Source organism: Mesorhizobium sp. CNPSo 4671 (genome assembly GCF_057784245.1).
Map to the genome: position 1 here is coordinate 107,005 of NZ_JBWLUW010000009.1, position 19,505 is coordinate 126,509.

The following is a 19,505-nucleotide window of genomic DNA, read 5'->3' on the forward strand; positions in this document are numbered from 1 at the left end:
CGAACGCCACGCGGGCAAGGCCGTCCCATATCCCAGCAACGAGGCATTCTTTCATGGCGAAGATCAAGGTGGCGAACCCGGTCGTCGAACTCGACGGCGACGAGATGACCCGCATCATCTGGCAGTTCATCAAGGACAAGCTGATCCATCCTTATCTCGACCTGAAGCTCGAATATTACGACCTCGGCATCGAGCATCGCGACGCAACCAACGACCAGGTGACGATCGATTCGGCCAACGCCATCAAGAAATACGGCGTTGGCGTGAAATGCGCGACGATCACCCCCGACGAGCAGCGCGTCGAGGAGTTCAAGCTGAAGAAGATGTGGAAGTCGCCGAACGGCACCATCCGCAACATCCTCGGCGGCACCATCTTTCGCGAGCCGATCATCATGAAGAACGTGCCGCGCCTGGTGCCCGGCTGGACCAAGCCGATCATCGTCGGCCGCCACGCCTTCGGCGACCAGTACCGCGCCACCGACTTCCGCTTTCCGGGCAAAGGCAAGCTGACCATCAAGTTCGTCGGCGAAGATGGCCAGGTAATCGAGCATGACGTGTTCGATGCGCCCGGCGCCGGTGTCGCCATGGCCATGTACAATCTCGACGAGTCGATCCGCGAATTCGCCCGCGCCTCGCTGAACTACGGCCTGCTGCGCAACTACCCGGTCTATCTGTCGACCAAGAACACCATCCTCAAGGCCTATGACGGACGCTTCAAGGACATTTTCCAGGAAGTCTACGAGGCTGAATTCGAGGCGGAGTTCAAGGCGAAGAAGCTGTGGTACGAGCACCGCCTGATCGACGACATGGTGGCGTCGAGCCTGAAATGGTCGGGCGGCTATGTCTGGGCCTGCAAGAACTATGACGGCGACGTGCAGTCCGACACTGTGGCTCAGGGCTTTGGCTCGCTCGGCCTGATGACCTCGGTGCTGATGACGCCGGACGGCAAGACGGTGGAAGCGGAAGCCGCGCACGGCACCGTCACCCGCCATTACCGCCAGCACCAGAAGGGCGAGGAAACCTCGACTAATTCCATCGCCTCGATCTTCGCCTGGACGCGCGGCCTCGCCCACCGCGCCAAGCTCGACGACAATGCCGAGCTGAAGCGGTTCGCCGAGACACTGGAAAAGGTCTGCATCCAGACGGTCGAGAGCGGCTTCATGACCAAGGACCTGTCGCTGCTGATCGGTCCCGACCAGCCCTGGCTGTCGACCACCGGCTTCCTCGACAAGATCGACGAGAATTTGCAGAAGGCGATGGCGTAAGAACCCAAATTTCCACATGCCGAAGGCTCCGAAAGGAGCCTTCGTTTTTTGGGCCAGCGAAGGCGAAGGGCTGACAGCATGACCAAGCCGATCCTCTACGGCGCGGACTACAGCGTTTACGTGCGGATCGCGCGGATGGCGCTGGAGGAAAAGAGCATCGACTACGAGTTGGTGCCGCTCGATATCTTTGCCGCCGAAGGCATCCCGGCCTGGTATCTGGAGCATCACCCGTTCGGCCGCATCCCGGCCTTCGAGCATGACGGATTCCGGCTGTTCGAGACCAATGCGATCGCGCGCTATGTCGACGAGGCCTTCGACGGCCCGGCGCTGCAGCCCGCCGATGCGCGCGGCCGCGCCAGGATGAGCCAAATCATTGGCATGCTCGACGCCTATGGCTACCGCGCCATGGTCTGGGACGTTGCCGTCGAACGGCTGGAAAAGGCGCAGCCGAATGAGGTCCTGATCGCCGGCGGGCTGCGGCAGGCGGAGACGGTGCTCAGGGTGCTCACCTCACTCAAGGCGCCGGGGCCGTGGTTGCTGGGTGACCAGTTGACGCTCGCCGACCTGCATGCGGCTCCGATCGTCGGCTATTTCGTCAAGGTTGCCGAAGGCCAAAAGCTGCTGGCGCAGTTCGCCGACATACAAGGCTGGTATACCCGCATTGCCGCTCGTGCGAGCTTTGCCCGCACCGAGAAAGCCGAATAGCGCATCAATCGGGAAGATAGATTTCCGCCTTCATGAAGGTTTTGGCGCGACCGCTGATCAGCACGCGGTCATCCGCAAGCTCGCACAGCAAATGGCCGCCGCGCTGCGAGCATTGGAACGCCGACAGATGGGTCTTGCCAAGCTTTTCAGCCCAGTACGGCACCAGCGTCGCATGGATCGAACCGGTCACTGGGTCCTCGGGAATGCCCGCTGCCGGAGCGAAGTAGCGCGACACGAAATCATGGCCGCCGCCCCGCGCGGTGACAACGACACCGAGCGGGTCGAAGGCCGCGATCTTGAATAGATCGGGAACGAAAAATCGCACGGCGGCTTCATCGGCAAGCTCGACGAACAGGTTCTCGAAATTGCGAAAGCACGCGACCGGCCGGGCCGAGACGCTGTCCTGAAGCGCGTGCGTTAATTCGACATCGAGCGGCTGTGGCGGGAAGCATGGCAGGTCAAGTTGATAGGCACCGTCATGTTGCGAAACCCTGATCTCGCCGACTCGCGTCGCAAAGGCCATGTCGCCCGATACGTTGTAAGCTTCAGCAAGTACATGCGCCGTGGCGAGCGTCGCGTGGCCGCAGAACTCGGCCTCATGCACCGGCGTGAACCAGCGCAAATCCCAACCCGCGCCGTTCGGTCGCGCGAAGGCGGTCTCAGCCAAATTGTTCTCATTGGCAACGGCCTGCATGACCTCTTCCGGAAGCCAGTCCTCCAGAATGAGGACGGCCGCCGGGTTGCCCTGAAAAACCCGATCGGCGAAAGCATCGGCCTGATACATGATCAGTGTTGGCACATCTTTCTCCCGATCGGCCTTTGAATATCCGGGCGGCACCAGCGCATTAGAAACTGATTTCTGGCCGGGTCACCATCAGCCAGAGGATCGCAAGCACCGCGCCAAAGGCCGGGAAGCCGCAAGCAAACCAGATGCGAAACAGGCGCTTCTCCTCAGTGGGTAGCGGCGCGTTTTCGAGGACCGCCTGCCGCGCCAGATTCCGGATCCGAATCTGAATCCACACCACCGGCAGCCAGAACAGACCAGTCAGGATATAGAGCAGCAAAGACAGCACGATCCAGCCTTCGGAGAGCGGCCAGCCCACCGCCCGCGCCAGCAACACGCCCGTGATCGGCTGGACGATGACGGCGGTCGCCGTAAAAATCGTGTCGGCGACGACGACCGTGCCGGCGACATGGGCGACGATATCGGCGCGGCCGGTGCGCTGCGCCATCAGCATGAAGAAGGCAATGCCGGCGCCGGTGCCGAACAGAACCGTGGCGCCGATGACATGCGCCCAGCGCAATATGTCAGCCCAGAGGCTCATCGCTCGTCGAGCACCGCGAGCGCCACCAGCACCAGGCAAAGCTCGGGGATCGTCTTGACCAGCGGTCCCAGCGGATCAAGCCATAGACCGGGGACAAGAAGCGTCGCCGCAGCTAGATAGGACAGCGTGATCGCCATCATCGCCAGCAGCGCGCGCCGGGCCAGGGATCGGACCACGACAGCCGCGCCGACCAGGATATCCGCCACACCTCCGCCAAGAACCGACAGATGGGCGAGGCTCGCCGACACGCCGTGCGAAACAAGGATATCCGACGCTGCCTCTTGCCGGATCAGGCCGATGATGCCCGAAACGAGCCAGAACAGGGACAGACCAGCGAAGATGACAGGCTTCGCCAGCCAGAGCCGGGCAAACCATCGTTCCTGGACATTTGTGGGCATGTCGGCCAGCGTTGCTTCCAGCGGCTGAAGCGGACGGTCGGAGGCCTGGTTCCAGGCCGTGGCATCGCCTGTCACGCCGCGCGCCACCGCGGCAAGGGCTGCACTGCGCAATGGAGACCGCCAGCCAAACATGCCAAGCATATCGGCAACGGCGCCCGCAAGTCGGCCGAGAATCGCCGGCATCGGCACCACCCTCGCCGGCGGCAGACCAAGCCACGCACGCAGGGTCAGCAAGACATCGGCGAGCGGTCTGGCATTGCCTTCGACGAGATCGACGGCAAGTCTGGGCGGCAGCGATCCGGCGACTGCCAATGACACCGCTTCGGCAACGTCGGTGACCGAAACGGTCTGGATCAATTGGCGTGGCATGACGGCCGGGACAAAACCGGGAAATGCCGCAAGGGCGCGCAGAAGTGCTGTGCCGCCATAGGCGGCAGGCGAGATCACCAGGCCGGGCCGCAGGATCGTCCATTCCAGCGAGGAGCTTGCGACGGCCTTGTCGCCTTGCGCCTTGGTGCGGAAGAAAGGATTTGCCGAGGAGAGATCGGCGCCGATCGCGGAGATCTGTGCAAAGCACCGCACGCCGGCCCTTTCGCAGGCCGTGACGAGTGCCACCACCGAGCCCCGGTGAACGGCGTCGAGGCGGTCGCGCGGGCCGTCCTGCAAAGCGCCTGCCGCATTGACCACCGCGTCCATGCCTGCGACCACCGGCAGCCAGTCTTCAGCGGCAAGCAATTTCGACATGTCCGCCGCGATCCAGCGAACCGACGGCCGGCGGCGCCCGGCATCCCGAATATCGCGGCCGAGGCCGGTCACCTGATGACCGTCGCGAAGCAAGCGGCCGATGACGGCGTCCCCGATCAACCCATAGCCGCCGAGGACGAGAATTTTCATGTCGCGGCTTTCAGGCGGCTTCGAGTGCCGCCCTCACAGCCGCGATCGCATCATTGGCCTTCGAGGCATCCGGACCACCGGCCTGGGCCATGTCGGGCCGTCCGCCGCCGCCCTGCCCGCCGAGTGCGGCGGAGGCCACGCGCACCAGGTCGACGGCGCTGAAGCGGCCGACGAGGTCGTCGGTGACGGCGACGACGACGCTGGCCTTGTTGTCCTCACCGGCACCGACGAAGACGACGACGCCAGAGCCAAGCGAGGTCTTGCCGGCATCGGCGAGCGGCTTCAGATCCTTGGGCGACACGCCGGAGACCGCCTTGCCGAGGAAGCCGACGCCCGCAACCGTCTCATTCTCCGAGGGCCCACCCGACGCGGCACCGCCGCCCAGCGCCAGCTTCTTGCGCGCTTCGCTCAGTTCCTTCTCGAGCTTCTTGCGCTCTTCGAGCAGCGTCTCGACACGCGCCGGCACGTCGGCAGGCGAGATCTTCAGCACGGCTGCCGCCGCCTTCAGGCGCCTGTCCTGTTCGTCGAGATGTTTTCTGGCCGCCTCGCCGGTCAGCGCCTCGATACGGCGCACGCCGGCAGCGACCGCACTGTCGGAGACGACGCGGACCAGGCCGATATCGCCGGTCGCCCTGACATGTGTGCCGCCGCAGAGTTCGACCGAATAGGGCCGGTTGGCCTTGGCGCCGTGCAGCCCCGTGCCCATCGACACGACGCGCACCTCATCGCCATACTTCTCGCCGAACAGCGCCATGGCGCCCTCGGCGATGGCGTCGTCGACCGACATCAGGCGCGTCGTCACCGGGCTGTTCTGCACGACGATTTCGTTGGCCATGCGCTCGACCTCTTCGAGCTCTTCGGCCGAGATCGGTTTGTTGTGCGAGATGTCGAAGCGCAGCCGCTCCGGCGCGACCAGCGAGCCCTTCTGCGCGACATGGGTGCCCAGCACCTCGCGCAGCGCCTCGTGGATCAGGTGCGTGGCGGAGTGGTTGGCACGCAGCCTGGTGCGGCGCGCATGGTCCACCTTGAGCTCGACGGCAGCGCCCGTCTTGACGGTGCCGCTCGCCACCTTGCCAAGATGCACGAACAGCCCGTCGGCCTTTTTCTGCGTGTCGGAAATCTCGATCGAGAATCCTTCGCCCGAGATGATGCCGGTATCGCCCATCTGGCCACCGGACTCGCCATAGAACGGCGTCTGGTTGACGACCACCGCAATGGCATCGCCCTTGTTGGCGCTGTCGACGTTCTTACCGTCCTTGACCAGCGCCTGAATGAGGCCTTCCGCAGCTTCAGTCTCGTAACCGAGGAACTCGGTGGCGCCGGTCTTTTCGCGCACGGAGAACCACACCGTCTCGGTGGCGGCCTCGCCGGACCCGGTCCAATGTTTGCGCGCCTCGGCCTTCTGCTGCTCCATCGCATTGGTGAAGCCGGCCAGATCGACCGAGATGTTGCGCTGACGCAGCGCGTCCTGCGTCAGGTCGAGCGGGAAGCCGTAGGTGTCGTAGAGCTTGAACGCCGTCTCGCCATCCAGCATGTCGCCGGCATGAAGCGTTTCTGTTGCCTCGGAGAGCAGGCCGAGGCCGCGCACCAGCGTCTTGCGGAAGCGCGTTTCCTCGAGCTTCAGCGTCTCGGTGATCAACTGTTCGCCGCGCAGCAGTTCGGGATAGGCCTGGCCCATCTCGCGCACCAACGCCGGCACCAGCTTCCACATCAGCGGCTCGTTTGCGCCAAGCAGCTGCGCGTGGCGCATGGCGCGGCGCATGATGCGGCGCAGCACGTAGCCGCGGCCCTCGTTCGACGGCAGCACGCCGTCGGCGACCAGGAAGGAGGACGAGCGCAGATGATCGGCAATGACGCGGTAGGACGCCACCGTTTCCGTATCGGGAGCGCGGCCGAGCGCGGAAGACGCCGCATCGATCAGGTGCCGGAACAGGTCGGTCTCGAAGACGCTTTCCACGCCTTGCAGGATGGAGGCCATGCGCTCCAGGCCCATGCCGGTGTCGATCGACGGGCGCGGCAAGTCGATGCGCTCCTCCTTCGTCACCTGTTCATACTGCATGAACACCAGGTTCCAGAATTCGAGGAAGCGGTCGCCATCCTCCTCGGGGCTGCCGGGAGGACCGCCCCAGATGTGCTCGCCGCGATCGATGAAGATTTCCGAGCACGGCCCGCAAGGACCGGTGTCGCCCATTGCCCAGAAATTGTCCGAGGTCGCGATGCGGATGATGCGATCGTCCGAGAAACCCGCGATCTTCTTCCAGAAGCCGGCCGCCTCGTCGTCCGTGTGGTAGACGGTGACCAGCAGCTTGTCCTTCTTCAGCCCGAACTCCTTGGTGATCAGGTTCCAGGCAAGCTCGATGGCACGCTCCTTGAAATAATCGCCGAAGGAGAAATTGCCGAGCATCTCGAAGAAGGTCAAATGGCGCGCGGTGTAGCCGACATTGTCGAGGTCGTTGTGCTTGCCGCCGGCGCGTACGCTCTTCTGCGCAGTGGTGGCGCGCGAATAGGACCGCTTCTCCAGACCGGTGAAGACGTTCTTGAACTGCACCATGCCGGCATTGGTGAACATCAATGTCGGATCGTTGCGCGGCACGAGCGGGCTCGAGGCCACGACCTCGTGGCCCTCCTTGCGGAAATAGTCGAGAAAGGTCGACCGGATCTCGTTCACGCCACTCATGACTGCTGCCTTTTCGCGAAAACCGCCGGCGCGGCCGGCGGAAACTGGTCTCTGCTTTGCAGAAATAGATTTGGCCTTTTAGCGGGCACGCCCCAGCCTGTCCAGAAACACGGAATTGGGCCAATCAAGGAGCTGCCAGGCTGGCTCGACGCTGCCCAAAAACAAAACCGCCGGCTCGAAGGCCGGCGGTTTGGACGCGGTACTAAAGAACTCGGTTACTTAAGCATCAGGTCATAGGCCGACTTTATGGCCGAACTCTGGCCGTCGCCTACATCGCGCCGGCTTCGTCCTCAAAACCGTCGTCGCCATTGCCCTCAGAGCCACCATTCTCGAGGAATTTCTCGGCGATCAGCCCGGCATTCTGCCTCAGCGCCAATTCGATCTCGCGTGCGGTATCGGGATTGTCGCGCAGGAACAGCTTGGCGTTTTCGCGGCCCTGGCCAAGACGCTGCGAATTATAGGAGAACCAGGCGCCCGACTTCTCGACCACGCCGGCCTTGACGCCGAGGTCGACCAGCTCGCCGGTCTTGGACACGCCCTCGCCATACATGATGTCGAATTCGACCACCTTGAAGGGCGGCGCCAGCTTGTTCTTGACCACCTTGACGCGGGTCTGGTTGCCGACGACCTCGTCACGGTCCTTGACCGAGCCGATGCGGCGGATGTCGAGACGCACCGACGCGTAGAATTTCAGCGCGTTGCCACCGGTCGTGGTCTCGGGCGAGCCGAACATGACGCCGATCTTCATGCGGATCTGGTTGATGAAGATGACCATGGTGTTGGAACGCGAGATCGAGGCGGTGAGCTTGCGCAGCGCCTGGCTCATCAAACGAGCTTGAAGACCCGGCAGTGAATCGCCCATCTCACCCTCGATTTCGGCGCGCGGCGTCAGTGCCGCGACCGAATCGACCACCAGCACGTCGATGGCGCCGGAACGCACCAGCGTATCGCAGATCTCCAGCGCCTGCTCGCCGGTGTCGGGCTGCGAGATCAGCAGGTTTTCAAGATCGACGCCAAGTTTGCGGGCATAGACCGGATCGAGCGCGTGTTCGGCGTCGACGAAGGCGCAGATGCCGCCCTTCTTCTGGGCTTCGGCCACCGTGTGCAGCGCCAGCGTCGTCTTGCCCGAGCTTTCCGGCCCGTAGATCTCGATGATGCGGCCGCGCGGCAGGCCGCCGACGCCAAGCGCGATGTCGAGGCCGAGCGAGCCGGTCGGCACCGTTTCGATCTCGACGACCTGCTCGTTCGCGCCGAGCCGCATGATCGAGCCCTTGCCGAAAGCCCGCTCGATTTGCGACAGCGCCGCATCCAGAGCCTTTGATTTGTCCACTGCCTTATCCTCTACAAGCCGCAAAGAATTCTGAGCCATGATACATCACCCCTTGGTCGTCAATGAAGGCCGGACAATCCGTAATCCCTGCCATTTTGTACCTTTTTTGTTCTCGTTTGGCAAGAGGGATCAAATATCTGAAAAACAAGTCATATCCGGATTTGTTCTTTTTTCGTACCAAGAGATCGAACAGGAATGCACCCCGCATTGGGCCAGACTGCTCGATTGTATCGATCCGCCGAATCGCCATCTTGCTGGCGAAGGTCTACGACGCAGTCTAGCGCTTGTGCAGTTGCAATAACAAAGGGCATATCGCTGGCATGGTGAAATCCATAGAGATACTGGCCGTGGGCGGCGCCCATATCGACCGGCGCGGCCAGGTGTCCGGCGCTTACGTGCCGGCCGCGTCCAATCCCGGCACGATGCGCGAGGATGTCGGCGGCGGCGTCTTCAACGCGCTGCGCAGCACAGTGCGGCGCGGCGTCTCGGCTTCACTGCTTTCGATGCGGGGCGGCGATGCGGCCGGCGATACCGTTTCACGCGCTATCGCCGAGTCAGGGATCGCCGATCTGTCGGCGGTGTTCCTCGATCGCACGACACCGAGCTATACGGCGTTGATCGACCGCGAGGGCGAGTTGATCGTCGGCTTCGCCGACATGGCGCTGTACGATCTGGCGTTCCCCAAGCAGATGAGGCGATCCAAGGTCCGCGAAGCGATCGCCGCCGCCGATGCCGTCCTGTGCGACGCCAATCTGCCGTCCTCGGCATTGGAACGGCTGGTTTCGCTTGCCGCCGACAAGCCGGTGTATGCCATTGCCATTTCGCCGGCCAAGGTGGTGCGGCTGATACCGGTGCTCGGCGCGCTGGCACTGGTCTTCATGAACCGGCGCGAGGCCGTCGTGCTGGCCGGCGTCAACGCAAATGCCGCCGAGCGGGATGTCATCGACGGTTTGCGATGCAGCGGCCTTGCCAGCGGCGTGGTGACGGCGGGCAGCGCGCCGGTGCTGGGCTTCGATGACACAGGCGCCTTTACGATCCTGCCGCCTGCTCCGAGAAGAGTCGCTGATGTCACCGGCGCCGGCGACGCGCTGGCGGGCGCGACGATCGCAGCGCTGCTGCGCGGCCTGCCATTGCGCCAGGCCTTGCGCGAAGGCGTTGCCGCGGCGACGCTGGCCATAGAAAGCGCCGACGCAGTTCCCGACTTCACCGCTGCGGCCTTTGCGGATGCTCTGGCTCTTGTGCCGGAAGCCCGGGAAGTGGCATGAGACCGGCAAATTCATAACGCCGCAGTGCAGGCTACGTGTCCTTGTGGATGCGACACACTGCGGATTGGAGATTCGAGATGACCCCTGAGACCGCCCGCCCCTTCATCGACATCCACGCGCCGGTGGCGCAGGCGCTAGCCGCCGGGCGGGCGGTGGTGGCGCTGGAAAGCACCATCATCACCCATGGCATGCCCTACCCCGACAATGGCGCCATGGCGGCCAATGTCGAGAAGATCATCAGCGATGGCGGCGCCGTACCGGCGACGATCGCCGTGGTCGGCGGCCGCATCAAGATCGGTCTGTCCGACGGCGAGCGGGAGTCGCTGGCGATGACCGGCGACGCCATGAAGCTGTCGCGTGCCGACCTTGGATTCGCCGTGGCGCAAGGCCGCACCGGCGGCACCACGGTCGCCGCCACGATGATCGCTGCGCATATGGTCGGAATAAAAGTGTTCGCCACCGGCGGCATTGGCGGCGTGCACAAAGGCGCCGAAAAGAGCTTTGACATATCGGCCGACCTCGACGAACTGGCGCGCACGCCAGTCATCGTCGTCTCGGCCGGCGCCAAGGCGATCCTCGACATCGAAAAGACGCTGGAGGTTCTGGAAACGCGCGGCGTGCCGGTGATCGGCCATGGCTGCGAGACCATGCCGGCCTTCTGGTCGCGGCAGTCGCCGTTCCGCGCGCCGCTCACATTGCATAAGCCTGAAGAGATCGCGCATTTCTACCAGACACGGCAAGCGCTGGGTCTCGGCGGCGGTGTACTGGTCGCCAATCCGGTGCCGGAAAACCACGAAATCCCGGCCGAGGAGATGGCGGGCTACATCGAAGCGGCGCAAAAGGCTGCCGAGGCGCTCAACGTGACCGGCAAGGCGGTGACGCCATTCCTGCTGGGAAAAATCCTGGAGCTGACCGGCGGCCGGAGTCTCAAGACCAACATTGCGCTTGTCGAAAACAATGCGCGGCTGGCGGCAGAGGTTGCGAAGGCGCTGTAGGTTCACGCGGCAAAGGCCCCCTCACCCCGATTGCCAAGACCGAATTGCCTAGAGCAATTCGGGGCAATCCGACCTCTCCCCGGGGGAGAGGAGCTTGCAACGCCGACGCTTCCTCTTCTCCCCTTGGGGAGAAGGTGGCCGAGAAGCGGCCGGATGGGGGGCGGCCTCGACGTGCCCCCTCGGTAGCGGCCAGTCACTTCCCAGCCCTTCGCCCCGCCTCATACGCCCGGCGTGCCCAGACCGTCATCTCGTCGGGATCGTCGAAGGCGCTGTCGGGAATGCTCCAATAGGGCATGGCGACCAGCTTGCCGTGGCGCGAGCCGGTATAGGCCCATTGCTTGCAGCCCGCGGCTTCGAAGTCGGGGGCGCTTTGCTCGTCGGCCTTCAGCAGCAATTCGCCGCGCAGCACGATGGCGACGATGACGCCGTCGAAATAGATGCCCTTGCCGCCGAACAGCCTGCGGATGCTGACCGGGCCGAGGCCGGCGAACAGTTCGGCGATGCGCTCATTGTCCATGCCGCGATCATGTCACCGGCATTTGACATTGTCATCGCGCAACCAAGATCATGCTGACAGGTTGAGACCATTCCGTCGGAGTTTTTGTCATGCCGCTTCTGCTCAAGGGATCCTGCCGCTGCAACGCCGTGCGTTTCGAGGTGGAAAGCCACACGCCGGTGCCATTCATGCTGTGTTACTGCTCGATCTGCCGCAAGCAGCAGGGCGGCGGCGGTTTCGCCATCAATCTCGGCGCCGACTACGAAACGCTGAACATCAGGGGCAAGAGGAGCCTTGGCGTCTACCGTGCCGAGATCGAGGACGATGAACATCCCCATTGCGAGGTCTCGACCGGCGAGCGCAATTTCTGCCGCAAATGCGGGTCGGCGCTCTGGCTCTACGACCCGACCTGGCCGGAGCTGGTGCATCCCTTCGCCTCGGCGATAGACAGCGACCTGCCGAAGCCGCCGGAAAAGGTGCATCTGATGCTGAAATACAAGGCGAACTGGATCGAACCCGTGATCGGCAAGCGCGACAAGGTGTTCGATGTCTATCCGGAAGAGTCGATCGCCGACTGGCACAGGCGGACGGGTATGTGGGTGGAGTAGTGTTCTTCGCCCTGTAAGCAGGGCGAAGGAAAGATCAGGCCGAGGCGCGTGCCTCTGCCAGCGCCTTGAGGTCGGCCGGCTTCAGTTCGACGGATTCACCGCAACCGCAGGCCGAACTCTGGTTCGGGTTGTGGAAGGTGAAGCCGGTGCGCAGCGTCGTCTGCTCGAAATCCATCTCGGTGCCGAACAGGAAAAGCGCGGCCTCAGGCGCGACATAGACATGGGCGCCGTCGCGCTCGATATGGTCATCCTTGGTGTTGGGCTCGGTCACCAGGTCGACCGTGTATTCCATGCCGGCGCAACCGCCCTTCTTTATGCCGAGGCGGATGCCGTGCGCGTTGTCGCGGGTGGCAACGATCTCGCGCACCCGGTCGGCGGCCTTTTCGGTCATCGTGATGACGGCGAAGCGTCCCATTCTTTTTCCTTCTCCATTCCATGCAGGTTCAAGGCCTGCCGAATGATTCCTCACCTAAAATGGTGAAGTTTTACCCTTGGCGCAAGTGCGCCAGCCTTTGCCTGCCTAGTACCAGCCCACCGCCACCTGCGCCTCTTCCGACATGCGGTCGGGCGACCAGGGCGGGTCGAAGGTCATGTTGACCTCGACGCCGGAAACGCCTTCAACGGCGCCGACGGCGTTTTCCACCCAGCCAGGCATTTCGCCGGCCACCGGACAGCCCGGCGCAGTCAGCGTCATGTCGATCTTGACCGAGCGGTCGTCCTCGATGTCGATCTTGTACACGAGGCCAAGCTCGTAGATGTCGGCCGGAATTTCCGGGTCGTAGACAGTCTTCAGCGCCGAGACGATGTCGTCGGTCAGCCGCGCCAGTTCGTCGGCGGGAATGGCCGAAGCGGAAACGACGCTGTTGGCGGCGGGTTCCGGAGCGGTCTCGGCAGCGATGCTCGCATCATCCATGGTCGTCACCCAAAAAAATCTTCACCCGAAGAATTTGCGCGCTTTTTCAAGCGCCTCGGCCAAAGCGTCGACTTCGGCCCTGGTATTATACATGCCGAACGATGCCCTGCATGTGGAGGTTACGCCAAAGCGTTTCAACAGCGGCTGGGCACAATGGGTGCCGGCCCGCACTGCCACGCCCTGCCTGTCTATCACCATCGACACGTCATGGGCATGAATGCCTTGCAGTTCGAAGGAGATGATGGCGCCCTTGCCCGGCGCAGCGCCGAAGATGCGCAGCGAGTTGATGGCCCGCAGCCGTTCATGCGCGTAGGTCTTGAGGTCTTCCTCATGCGCGGCGATGCGGTCGCGGCCGATCTTTTCCATATAGTCGAGCGCAGCACCCAGCCCGATCGCCTGGACGATCGGCGGCGTGCCGGCTTCAAAACGATGCGGCGGCTCGTTGTAGGTGACGATGTCTTCCGTCACCTCCTCGATCATCTCGCCGCCACCCATGAAGGGGCGCATGCCCTGGAGAATGTCCTTCTTGCCGTAGAGCACGCCGATGCCCGAAGGCCCGTAAACCTTGTGGCCGGTGAAGACGAAGAAGTCGCAGTCGAGATCCTGGACGTCGATCGGCATGTGCACGGCGCTCTGGCTGCCGTCGACCAGCACGGGAATGCCACGCGCATGTGCGATGCGCACGATCTCCTTGATCGGCGTCACCGTGCCGAGCGCATTCGACATCTGGGTGATGGCGACAAGCTTGGTGCGCTCGGTCAGCCGCTTCTCGAATTCCTCGATATGGAAGACGCCGAGATCGTCGACCGGCACCCAGACAAGTTTGGCGCCCTGCCGCTCGCGGATGAAATGCCAGGGCACGATGTTGGAGTGGTGCTCCATGATCGACAGCACGATCTCGTCGCCCTCGCCGATCCGCGGCATGCCGTAGCCATAGGCGACCGTGTTGATCGCCGAGGTGGTGTTGGAGGTGAAGACGATGTTGTCGGTGCTCGGCGCATTGAGGAAACGGCGCACCGTCTCACGCGCCTTTTCATAGGCGTCGGTCGCGGCGTTGGACAGGAAATGCAGGCCGCGATGGACGTTGGCATATTCCTGGGAATAGGCGTGCTGGATCGTATCCAGCACCACCTGCGGTTTCTGTGCCGAGGCGCCATTGTCGAGATAGACCAACGGCTTGCCGTAGACTTCGCGCGACAGGATCGGAAAGTCGCGGCGGATCGCCTCGACGTCGTAGGGGGTGGTTTCGAGTTTCTGGTCCATCACAAATTCAAAGCCTCATTCCGTCACCCACCCCTCATCCGTCTTGGCGCTCTGCGCCAATCCACCTTCTCCCACAAGGGGAGAAGGAAGAGCGCCAGACCTTCTCCCCTTGTGGGAGAAGGTGGCCGCGAAGCGGCCGGATGAGGGGTACGGTCGAGGCAAAGCCTCGACCGCTTTCACCCGTGCGTCACAAACCATTCGTCGAGCCGCGCTTCCAGCGCCTCGACAATCGTCTCGTCGTCCAGTTCCTCGATCACCTCGGCGACGAACGCCTTGACGAGCAACCCCCGCGCGCTCTTCTCGTCGACACCGCGCGCCATCAGGTAGAACAGATGGTCGTGGTCGATCTCGGTCACCGTCGCGCCGTGGCCGCAAACGACGTCGTCTGCGAAGATTTCGAGCTCCGGCTTGGTCGAGAACTCGCCATCGTCCGACAACAGCAGCGTATTGCAGGCCATCTTGGCGTTGGTCTTCTGCGCATATTGGTGGACGTTGATGCGGCCCTGGAAAACGCCGCGCGCCTTGCCCGTCACCACGTTGCGGATGATCTCGGTCGAGGTCGTGTGCGGCACGGCGTGGTCGAGCACCATGGTCACGTCGGAGTGGGTGTCGCCGGCCAGAAGATTGATGCCGCGCAGCTTGAAGTCGGCGCCTTCGCCCGTCGTCCTGACCATGATCTCCTGGCGCACCAGCTTGCCGCCGGCGTTCATGACGAACAGCGTCAGTTTCGCGTTCTTGCCGATATGGGCCTTGAACTGCGCCAGATGCGTCGCCGTCTCCGGCTGCTCCTGGACGATCAGCCACGTCACCTCGGCGCCCTCGCCGAGCACGAGCTGGCTGACCGAGCTGACCAGAGCAGCGCCATCACCTGCCTGACGCTCGACGATGACGGCCTTGGCGCCCACGCCGACGCGCACCGGCAGGCGTACATGGGTCTGGCCGCCGGCCTGCACATTCTGCAGCTCGATCGGCTTTTCGAGTTCCGTGCCATCGGCGATGTCGACAAAGTAACCATCAGCGACGAAAGCCGCGTTCAGCGCGCCGATAGCATCATCGCTGCCATAGGGATCAAGGCCCGGCGCGATGCTGCCGTCGATCAGCTTCTCCGACAGGCGCTGCACGGTAACGCCTTCAACAGCAGGCGTCTTCGCACCCGACGTGCCATTCAGGATCGACAGAACAGCGGAGCCCTCGACGATCGGCGCAACGGCCTTGGCCGCTGCAGCCGGATCGAAGTCCGGCACCACGTTCAACAGCCGGCGCAGGTCGGTGTAGTGCCAGGATTCGATGCGCCGCGTCGGCAGGCCGTGCTTGATCGCCTCGATAGCGTCGTCGCGCTTCAGCATCACAGCGCCGTCGCCCGGCAGCAGCGACAGCCGGTCGCCGAACGCGTCGATCAACGCCGTTTCGGCCGGTGTCCGCTGCGGTTGTGTGTGCATATTCATCAGTTTGACCTTGCCTTCTGGCATCTCACGCGGCTTCGCCGATCACGCCGGCATAGCCATTGGCTTCGAGGTCGAGCGCCAGCGACTTGTCGCCGGATTTGATGACCTGGCCCTTGTAGAGCACGTGCACGCTATCGGGCACGATGTGTTCGAGCAGGCGCTGGTAGTGGGTGATGACCAGGAAGGCCCGGTCCGGCGCGCGCAGGGCGTTGACGCCGTCGGAAACGATCTTCAGCGCATCGATGTCGAGGCCGGAATCGGTCTCGTCGAGCACGCACAATTTCGGCTCCAAGAGCTTCATCTGCAGGATCTCGGCGCGCTTCTTCTCGCCGCCGGAGAAGCCGACATTGAGCGGCCGCTTCAGCATCGCCATGTCCATGCTGAGTGACGCCGCGGCTTCCTTCACCCGCTTCAGGAATTCCGGGATCTTCAGCGGCTCCTCGCCGCGCGCCTTGCGCTGCTCGTTCATCGCCACTTTCAGGAATTCCATCGTCGCGACGCCGGGTATCTCCATCGGATACTGAAAAGCGAGGAAAATGCCGGAAGTAGCGCGCTCGGCCGGATCCATTTCGAGGATCGACTGGCCGTTGTAGAGGATGTCGCCCTCGGTGACCTCATAGTCCTCGCGGCCTGCGAGGATGTAGGACAGCGTCGATTTGCCGGAGCCGTTCGGACCCATGATCGCGGCAACCTCGCCGGCTTTCACCGTCAGGTTCAAGCCGCGGATGATTTCGGTGCCGTCATCGACGATGCGGGCATGGAGGTTTCTGATTTCAAGCATTTCCATTCGTCCTATCAGTAGCCGTCTGCCTGGCTAAACTCGATTCATCAACTGCTTCAAGGCTTCCAAAAGCCCCTGCCAAAAGGCATCCGGCGAGTAGGCCGCGGCGAGCAGCGCTATTCCTATCGCGCACAGCCAGAATGCGAGGCCCAGGCCCGCTTCCCAGTTATCCACTCGATCCCGCAGGTAGACATGTTTTTCTGCGGGTTCGCGTTTGCGCGCCTCTGTCACCCCACGCTTCCCTCGAGGCTGATGCCAATCAGCTTCTGCGCTTCGACGGCGAACTCCATCGGCAGCTGCTGGATGACATCCTTGACGAAGCCATTGACGATCAGCGCGATCGCTTCCTCCTCGGGAATGCCACGCTGCATGACGTAGAATTTCTGATCTTCGGAAATCTTGGACGTCGTCGCCTCGTGCTCGAACTGCGCCGTCGAGTTCTTGGCTTCCATGTAGGGCACGGTGTGTGCGCCGCACTGGTCGCCGATCAGCAGCGAGTCACAGTTGGTGAAGTTGCGGGCGTTGGTCGCCTTGCGGTGCGCCGAGACCTGGCCGCGATAGGTATTCTGCGAGAAACCGGCGGCGATGCCCTTGGAGATGATGCGGCTCGACGTGTTCTTGCCGAGATGGATCATCTTGGTGCCCGAGTCGACCTGCTGATAGCCGTTCGAGACGGCGATCGAATAGAACTCGCCGGAAGAGTCGTCGCCACGCAGGATGCAGCTTGGGTACTTCCAAGTGATCGCCGAGCCGGTTTCGACCTGCGTCCACGAGATCTTCGAACGGTCGCCACGGCAGTCGCCACGCTTGGTGACGAAATTGTAGATGCCGCCCTTGCCCTCGGCGTCGCCGGGGTACCAGTTCTGCACCGTCGAATATTTGATCTCGGCATCGTCGAGCGCCACCAGTTCGACGACCGCGGCATGCAGCTGGTTCTCGTCGCGCTGCGGCGCCGTGCAGCCCTCGAGATAGGAGACGTAAGCCCCTTCCTCGGCGATGATCAGCGTGCGCTCGAACTGGCCGGTGTTCTTCTCGTTCATGCGGAAATAGGTCGACAGCTCCATCGGGCAACGCACGCCCTTGGGCACGAAGACGAACGAGCCGTCGGTGAAGACAGCCGAATTCAGCGTGGCGTAGAAATTGTCCGAGGTCGGCACGACCGAGCCGAGATATTTCTGCACCAGTTCCGGATGCTCGCGGATGGCTTCCGAGATCGAGCAGAAGATGACGCCGGCCTGCGCCAGCTCCTTCTTGAAGGTGGTGACGACGGAGACGGAATCGAACACCGCGTCGACGGCTACACGGCCCGATTTGTAGACATTGTCGCTAGGCTCCTCGAGATCGGACGCATCCGTCTTCTGCACGCCGGCGAGGATCTCCTGCTCGCGCAGCGGAATGCCGAGCTTCTCGTAGACCTTCAAGAGTTCGGGATCGACATCGCTGAGCGAGGACGGGCCAGGCGTGCTCTTGGGCGCCGCGTAATAATAGATGTCCTGGAAGTCGATCTTCGGATAGTGGACGCGCGCCCAGGTCGGCTCTTCCAGCGTCAGCCAGCGCCGATAGGCTTCCAGGCGCCATTCGAGCATCCAGGACGGTTCGTCCTTCTTGGCCGAAATGAAACGGATGATGTCTTCGCTCAGACCCTTGGGGGCCTTGTCGACAGCGATTTCCGTCTGGAATCCGTATTTGTATTGGTCGACGTCGATCTTTCGGACCCGATCGATCGTGTCCTGCACAGCAGGCATATGCGTTCTCCATCCACGCCGGGGTCAAGGCCCGACAGTTTTCAAACTATGGCACCGCCGAAATGAACGCCGAAGAAGCGCTCGCGGCAGCGTAAGTTCCATATAGTGCGCCTCGACCGGAAATTCACCCGGCCAGCATCAAACGCACGGCTCTACCAGGCCAAAAGGCCCAAAATCGTCCAACCGCTACGCGGCTTCTTCTCTATCCGCCTTTTCCCTGGCGGCTTGCCGTGCGGCAATGCCCGCCAGCGCGGTGCGGAACAGTTCTATGTCCTCGGCACCCGTCGCCGGACCGATCGACACACGCAAGGCGCCGAGACTGTCGCCGTAGCCCATGGCTTTCAGCACGTGGCTCGGTCCGACCTTACCCGACGAACAGGCAGAGCCGGCCGACAGGGCCACACCGGCGAGATCAAAGGCGATCTGCGCGGTTTCGGCCTTGACGCCCGCAATAGCGAAGAATGTCGTGTTGGCAAGCCTTGGCGCGCCGGTTCCAAAGATTTCCGCGTCCGGGACCAGCATTTTCACGATTGTCTCGATCTCGTCGCGGCGCTTGCGCACCGCATCGATTGCCGGCAGCCCGGCCAGCGCTTCGCGTGCGGCAGCCCCAAAGCCCGCAATGGCGGCGAGGTTTTCGGTGCCGCCGCGATGGCCCTTTTCCTGGCCGCCGCCATTGATCAGCGGCTTCGGCATCATCAGATCGGCAGCAGCAACGATGGCACCGACGCCCTTGGGGCCACCGATCTTGTGCGAAGACAGAATCAAATAGTCGGCGTAACCCGCTGACATGTCGATGGAAACGCGGCCCGCGGCCTGAACCGCATCGACGACAAGGATACCGCCCGCGGCCTTGACGATCGGCGCGATCCGATCGATCGGCTGGATGACGCCGGTCTCGTTGTTGGCGGCATGGATCGCCACCAGCGGCAGGCCATCGGCCTTGTCATGATCGCCAAGTGCCGCAGCCAAGGCGTCGAGGTCGGCAATGCCATTGGCGTCAACGCCGATGCGCGTCACCTGCGCCGCCGGGAAGCGGCCGCCATTCAACAGACAAGGATGATCGGCCTCGCTGACGTAGAGCCGGCTCATGCGCACGCAGCCGCGCCCCATCTGCCAATCGGGGGAGAGCAGCGTCGAGGCGGCCTCCGTCGCACCGGAGGTGAAGACGACATGTTCGGGCCTTGCATTCACCAGAGCCGCGACCTCGCGCCTTGCGGTCTCGATCAGGCGCCGCGCGGCGCGACCTTCGGCATGGACCGAAGACGGGTTGGCGGTCACGTCGAGCGCCGCGACCATAGCCTCGCGTGCCGCTGGGAGCAGCGGCGCACTGGCATTGTAGTCGAGATAGGCGCGTTTTGCGGCCATTTTCGTCCAGTTGGTCCCGTCAGACGCCATTCGGT

19 protein-coding genes are annotated in these 19,505 nt (G+C 63.1%); 5 read left to right on the forward strand and 14 right to left on the reverse strand.

Annotation, left to right across the window (positions count from 1 at the left end):
* Positions 1-53 precede the first annotated feature (53 nt).
* Together AC04SF_RS24280 and AC04SF_RS24285 are read left to right on the forward strand one after the other, a co-directional pair.
* Complete coding sequence (locus AC04SF_RS24280; protein WP_096445278.1) at positions 54-1,265, forward strand: NADP-dependent isocitrate dehydrogenase; 1,212 nt, start codon at positions 54-56, stop codon at positions 1,263-1,265.
* A 78-nt stretch (positions 1,266-1,343) separates the two neighbouring features.
* Entirely contained in the window at positions 1,344-1,970 is a 627-nt protein-coding gene (locus AC04SF_RS24285) for a glutathione S-transferase family protein (protein ID WP_488479839.1), read from the forward strand.
* A 4-nt stretch (positions 1,971-1,974) separates the two neighbouring features.
* Here the strand turns inward: AC04SF_RS24285 and AC04SF_RS24290 are convergent, their stop codons facing one another.
* The 5 genes from AC04SF_RS24290 to recA all read right to left on the reverse strand — a co-directional run bounded on the left by AC04SF_RS24290 (position 1,975) and on the right by recA (position 8,633).
* Positions 1,975-2,769, reverse strand: a complete 795-nt coding sequence (locus AC04SF_RS24290; RefSeq protein WP_488479840.1) for a PhzF family phenazine biosynthesis protein — start codon at positions 2,767-2,769, stop codon at positions 1,975-1,977.
* Positions 2,770-2,815: 46 nt separating this feature from the next.
* Entirely contained in the window at positions 2,816-3,295 is a 480-nt protein-coding gene (locus tag AC04SF_RS24295) for a DUF2269 family protein (RefSeq protein WP_488479841.1), read from the reverse strand.
* Positions 3,292-4,587: an SDR family oxidoreductase gene (locus AC04SF_RS24300; protein ID WP_488479842.1), complete on the reverse strand. Its 1,296-nt coding sequence runs from the start codon at positions 4,585-4,587 to the stop codon at positions 3,292-3,294. The genes AC04SF_RS24295 and AC04SF_RS24300 overlap by 4 nt, the downstream gene beginning before the upstream one ends.
* A 10-nt stretch (positions 4,588-4,597) precedes the next feature.
* On the reverse strand, positions 4,598-7,264 hold the full coding sequence (gene alaS / locus AC04SF_RS24305; RefSeq protein ID WP_488479843.1) for an alanine--tRNA ligase: 2,667 nt from the start codon (positions 7,262-7,264) through the stop codon (positions 4,598-4,600).
* Positions 7,265-7,532: 268 nt separating this feature from the next.
* Positions 7,533-8,633, reverse strand: coding sequence for a recombinase RecA (gene recA, locus AC04SF_RS24310; protein WP_013895892.1), 1,101 nt, complete (start codon positions 8,631-8,633; stop codon positions 7,533-7,535).
* 281 nt (positions 8,634-8,914) lie between these two features.
* Here recA and AC04SF_RS24315 point away from each other — a divergent pair, with 281 nt between their 5' ends.
* Complete coding sequence (locus AC04SF_RS24315; RefSeq protein WP_488479844.1) at positions 8,915-9,859, forward strand: carbohydrate kinase family protein; 945 nt, start codon at positions 8,915-8,917, stop codon at positions 9,857-9,859.
* A 77-nt stretch (positions 9,860-9,936) separates the two neighbouring features.
* Positions 9,937-10,854 carry a pseudouridine-5'-phosphate glycosidase gene (locus AC04SF_RS24320; RefSeq protein WP_488479845.1) on the forward strand — a complete coding sequence of 306 codons (918 nt, stop codon included), beginning with the start codon at positions 9,937-9,939 and terminating at the stop codon, positions 10,852-10,854.
* Between the two features lie 193 nt (positions 10,855-11,047).
* Here AC04SF_RS24320 and AC04SF_RS24325 read toward each other — a convergent pair whose 3' ends face one another.
* Positions 11,048-11,371 (reverse strand): TfoX/Sxy family protein, encoded by a 324-nt coding sequence (locus AC04SF_RS24325; protein ID WP_488479846.1) that lies wholly within the window; start codon positions 11,369-11,371, stop codon positions 11,048-11,050.
* A gap of 89 nt (positions 11,372-11,460) precedes the next feature.
* On the opposite strand from AC04SF_RS24325, the gene AC04SF_RS24330 reads away from it, so the two are divergent.
* On the forward strand, positions 11,461-11,958 hold the full coding sequence (locus AC04SF_RS24330) for a GFA family protein (protein ID WP_488479847.1): 498 nt from the start codon (positions 11,461-11,463) through the stop codon (positions 11,956-11,958).
* 34 nt (positions 11,959-11,992) lie between these two features.
* Here the strand turns inward: AC04SF_RS24330 and sufA are convergent, their stop codons facing one another.
* From sufA to AC04SF_RS24370, 8 genes are all read right to left on the reverse strand, one after another.
* The gene (sufA, locus tag AC04SF_RS24335) at positions 11,993-12,373 is read right to left on the reverse strand and encodes a Fe-S cluster assembly scaffold SufA (RefSeq protein ID WP_013532156.1); all 381 of its coding nucleotides are present in this window, start codon (positions 12,371-12,373) and stop codon (positions 11,993-11,995) included.
* A gap of 105 nt (positions 12,374-12,478) precedes the next feature.
* A complete protein-coding gene (locus AC04SF_RS24340) occupies positions 12,479-12,871 on the reverse strand; it encodes an SUF system Fe-S cluster assembly protein (RefSeq protein ID WP_488479848.1) in 393 nt (130 codons plus the stop codon).
* A 21-nt stretch (positions 12,872-12,892) separates the two neighbouring features.
* Positions 12,893-14,134 carry a cysteine desulfurase gene (locus AC04SF_RS24345; RefSeq protein ID WP_488479849.1) on the reverse strand — a complete coding sequence of 414 codons (1,242 nt, stop codon included), beginning with the start codon at positions 14,132-14,134 and terminating at the stop codon, positions 12,893-12,895.
* Positions 14,135-14,310: 176 nt separating this feature from the next.
* Positions 14,311-15,579, reverse strand: a complete 1,269-nt coding sequence (gene sufD, locus AC04SF_RS24350) for a Fe-S cluster assembly protein SufD (protein WP_488479850.1) — start codon at positions 15,577-15,579, stop codon at positions 14,311-14,313.
* 25 nt (positions 15,580-15,604) lie between these two features.
* A complete protein-coding gene (gene sufC / locus AC04SF_RS24355) occupies positions 15,605-16,360 on the reverse strand; it encodes a Fe-S cluster assembly ATPase SufC (protein WP_056562278.1) in 756 nt (251 codons plus the stop codon).
* A gap of 33 nt (positions 16,361-16,393) precedes the next feature.
* Positions 16,394-16,591 (reverse strand): hypothetical protein, encoded by a 198-nt coding sequence (locus AC04SF_RS24360; RefSeq protein ID WP_488479851.1) that lies wholly within the window; start codon positions 16,589-16,591, stop codon positions 16,394-16,396.
* A complete protein-coding gene (gene sufB, locus AC04SF_RS24365) occupies positions 16,588-18,105 on the reverse strand; it encodes a Fe-S cluster assembly protein SufB (RefSeq protein ID WP_096445255.1) in 1,518 nt (505 codons plus the stop codon). Before sufB ends, AC04SF_RS24360 begins: the two co-directional genes overlap by 4 nt.
* A gap of 186 nt (positions 18,106-18,291) precedes the next feature.
* A complete protein-coding gene (locus AC04SF_RS24370; RefSeq protein WP_488479967.1) occupies positions 18,292-19,470 on the reverse strand; it encodes a cysteine desulfurase family protein in 1,179 nt (392 codons plus the stop codon).
* Positions 19,471-19,505: the final 35 nt, after the last annotated feature.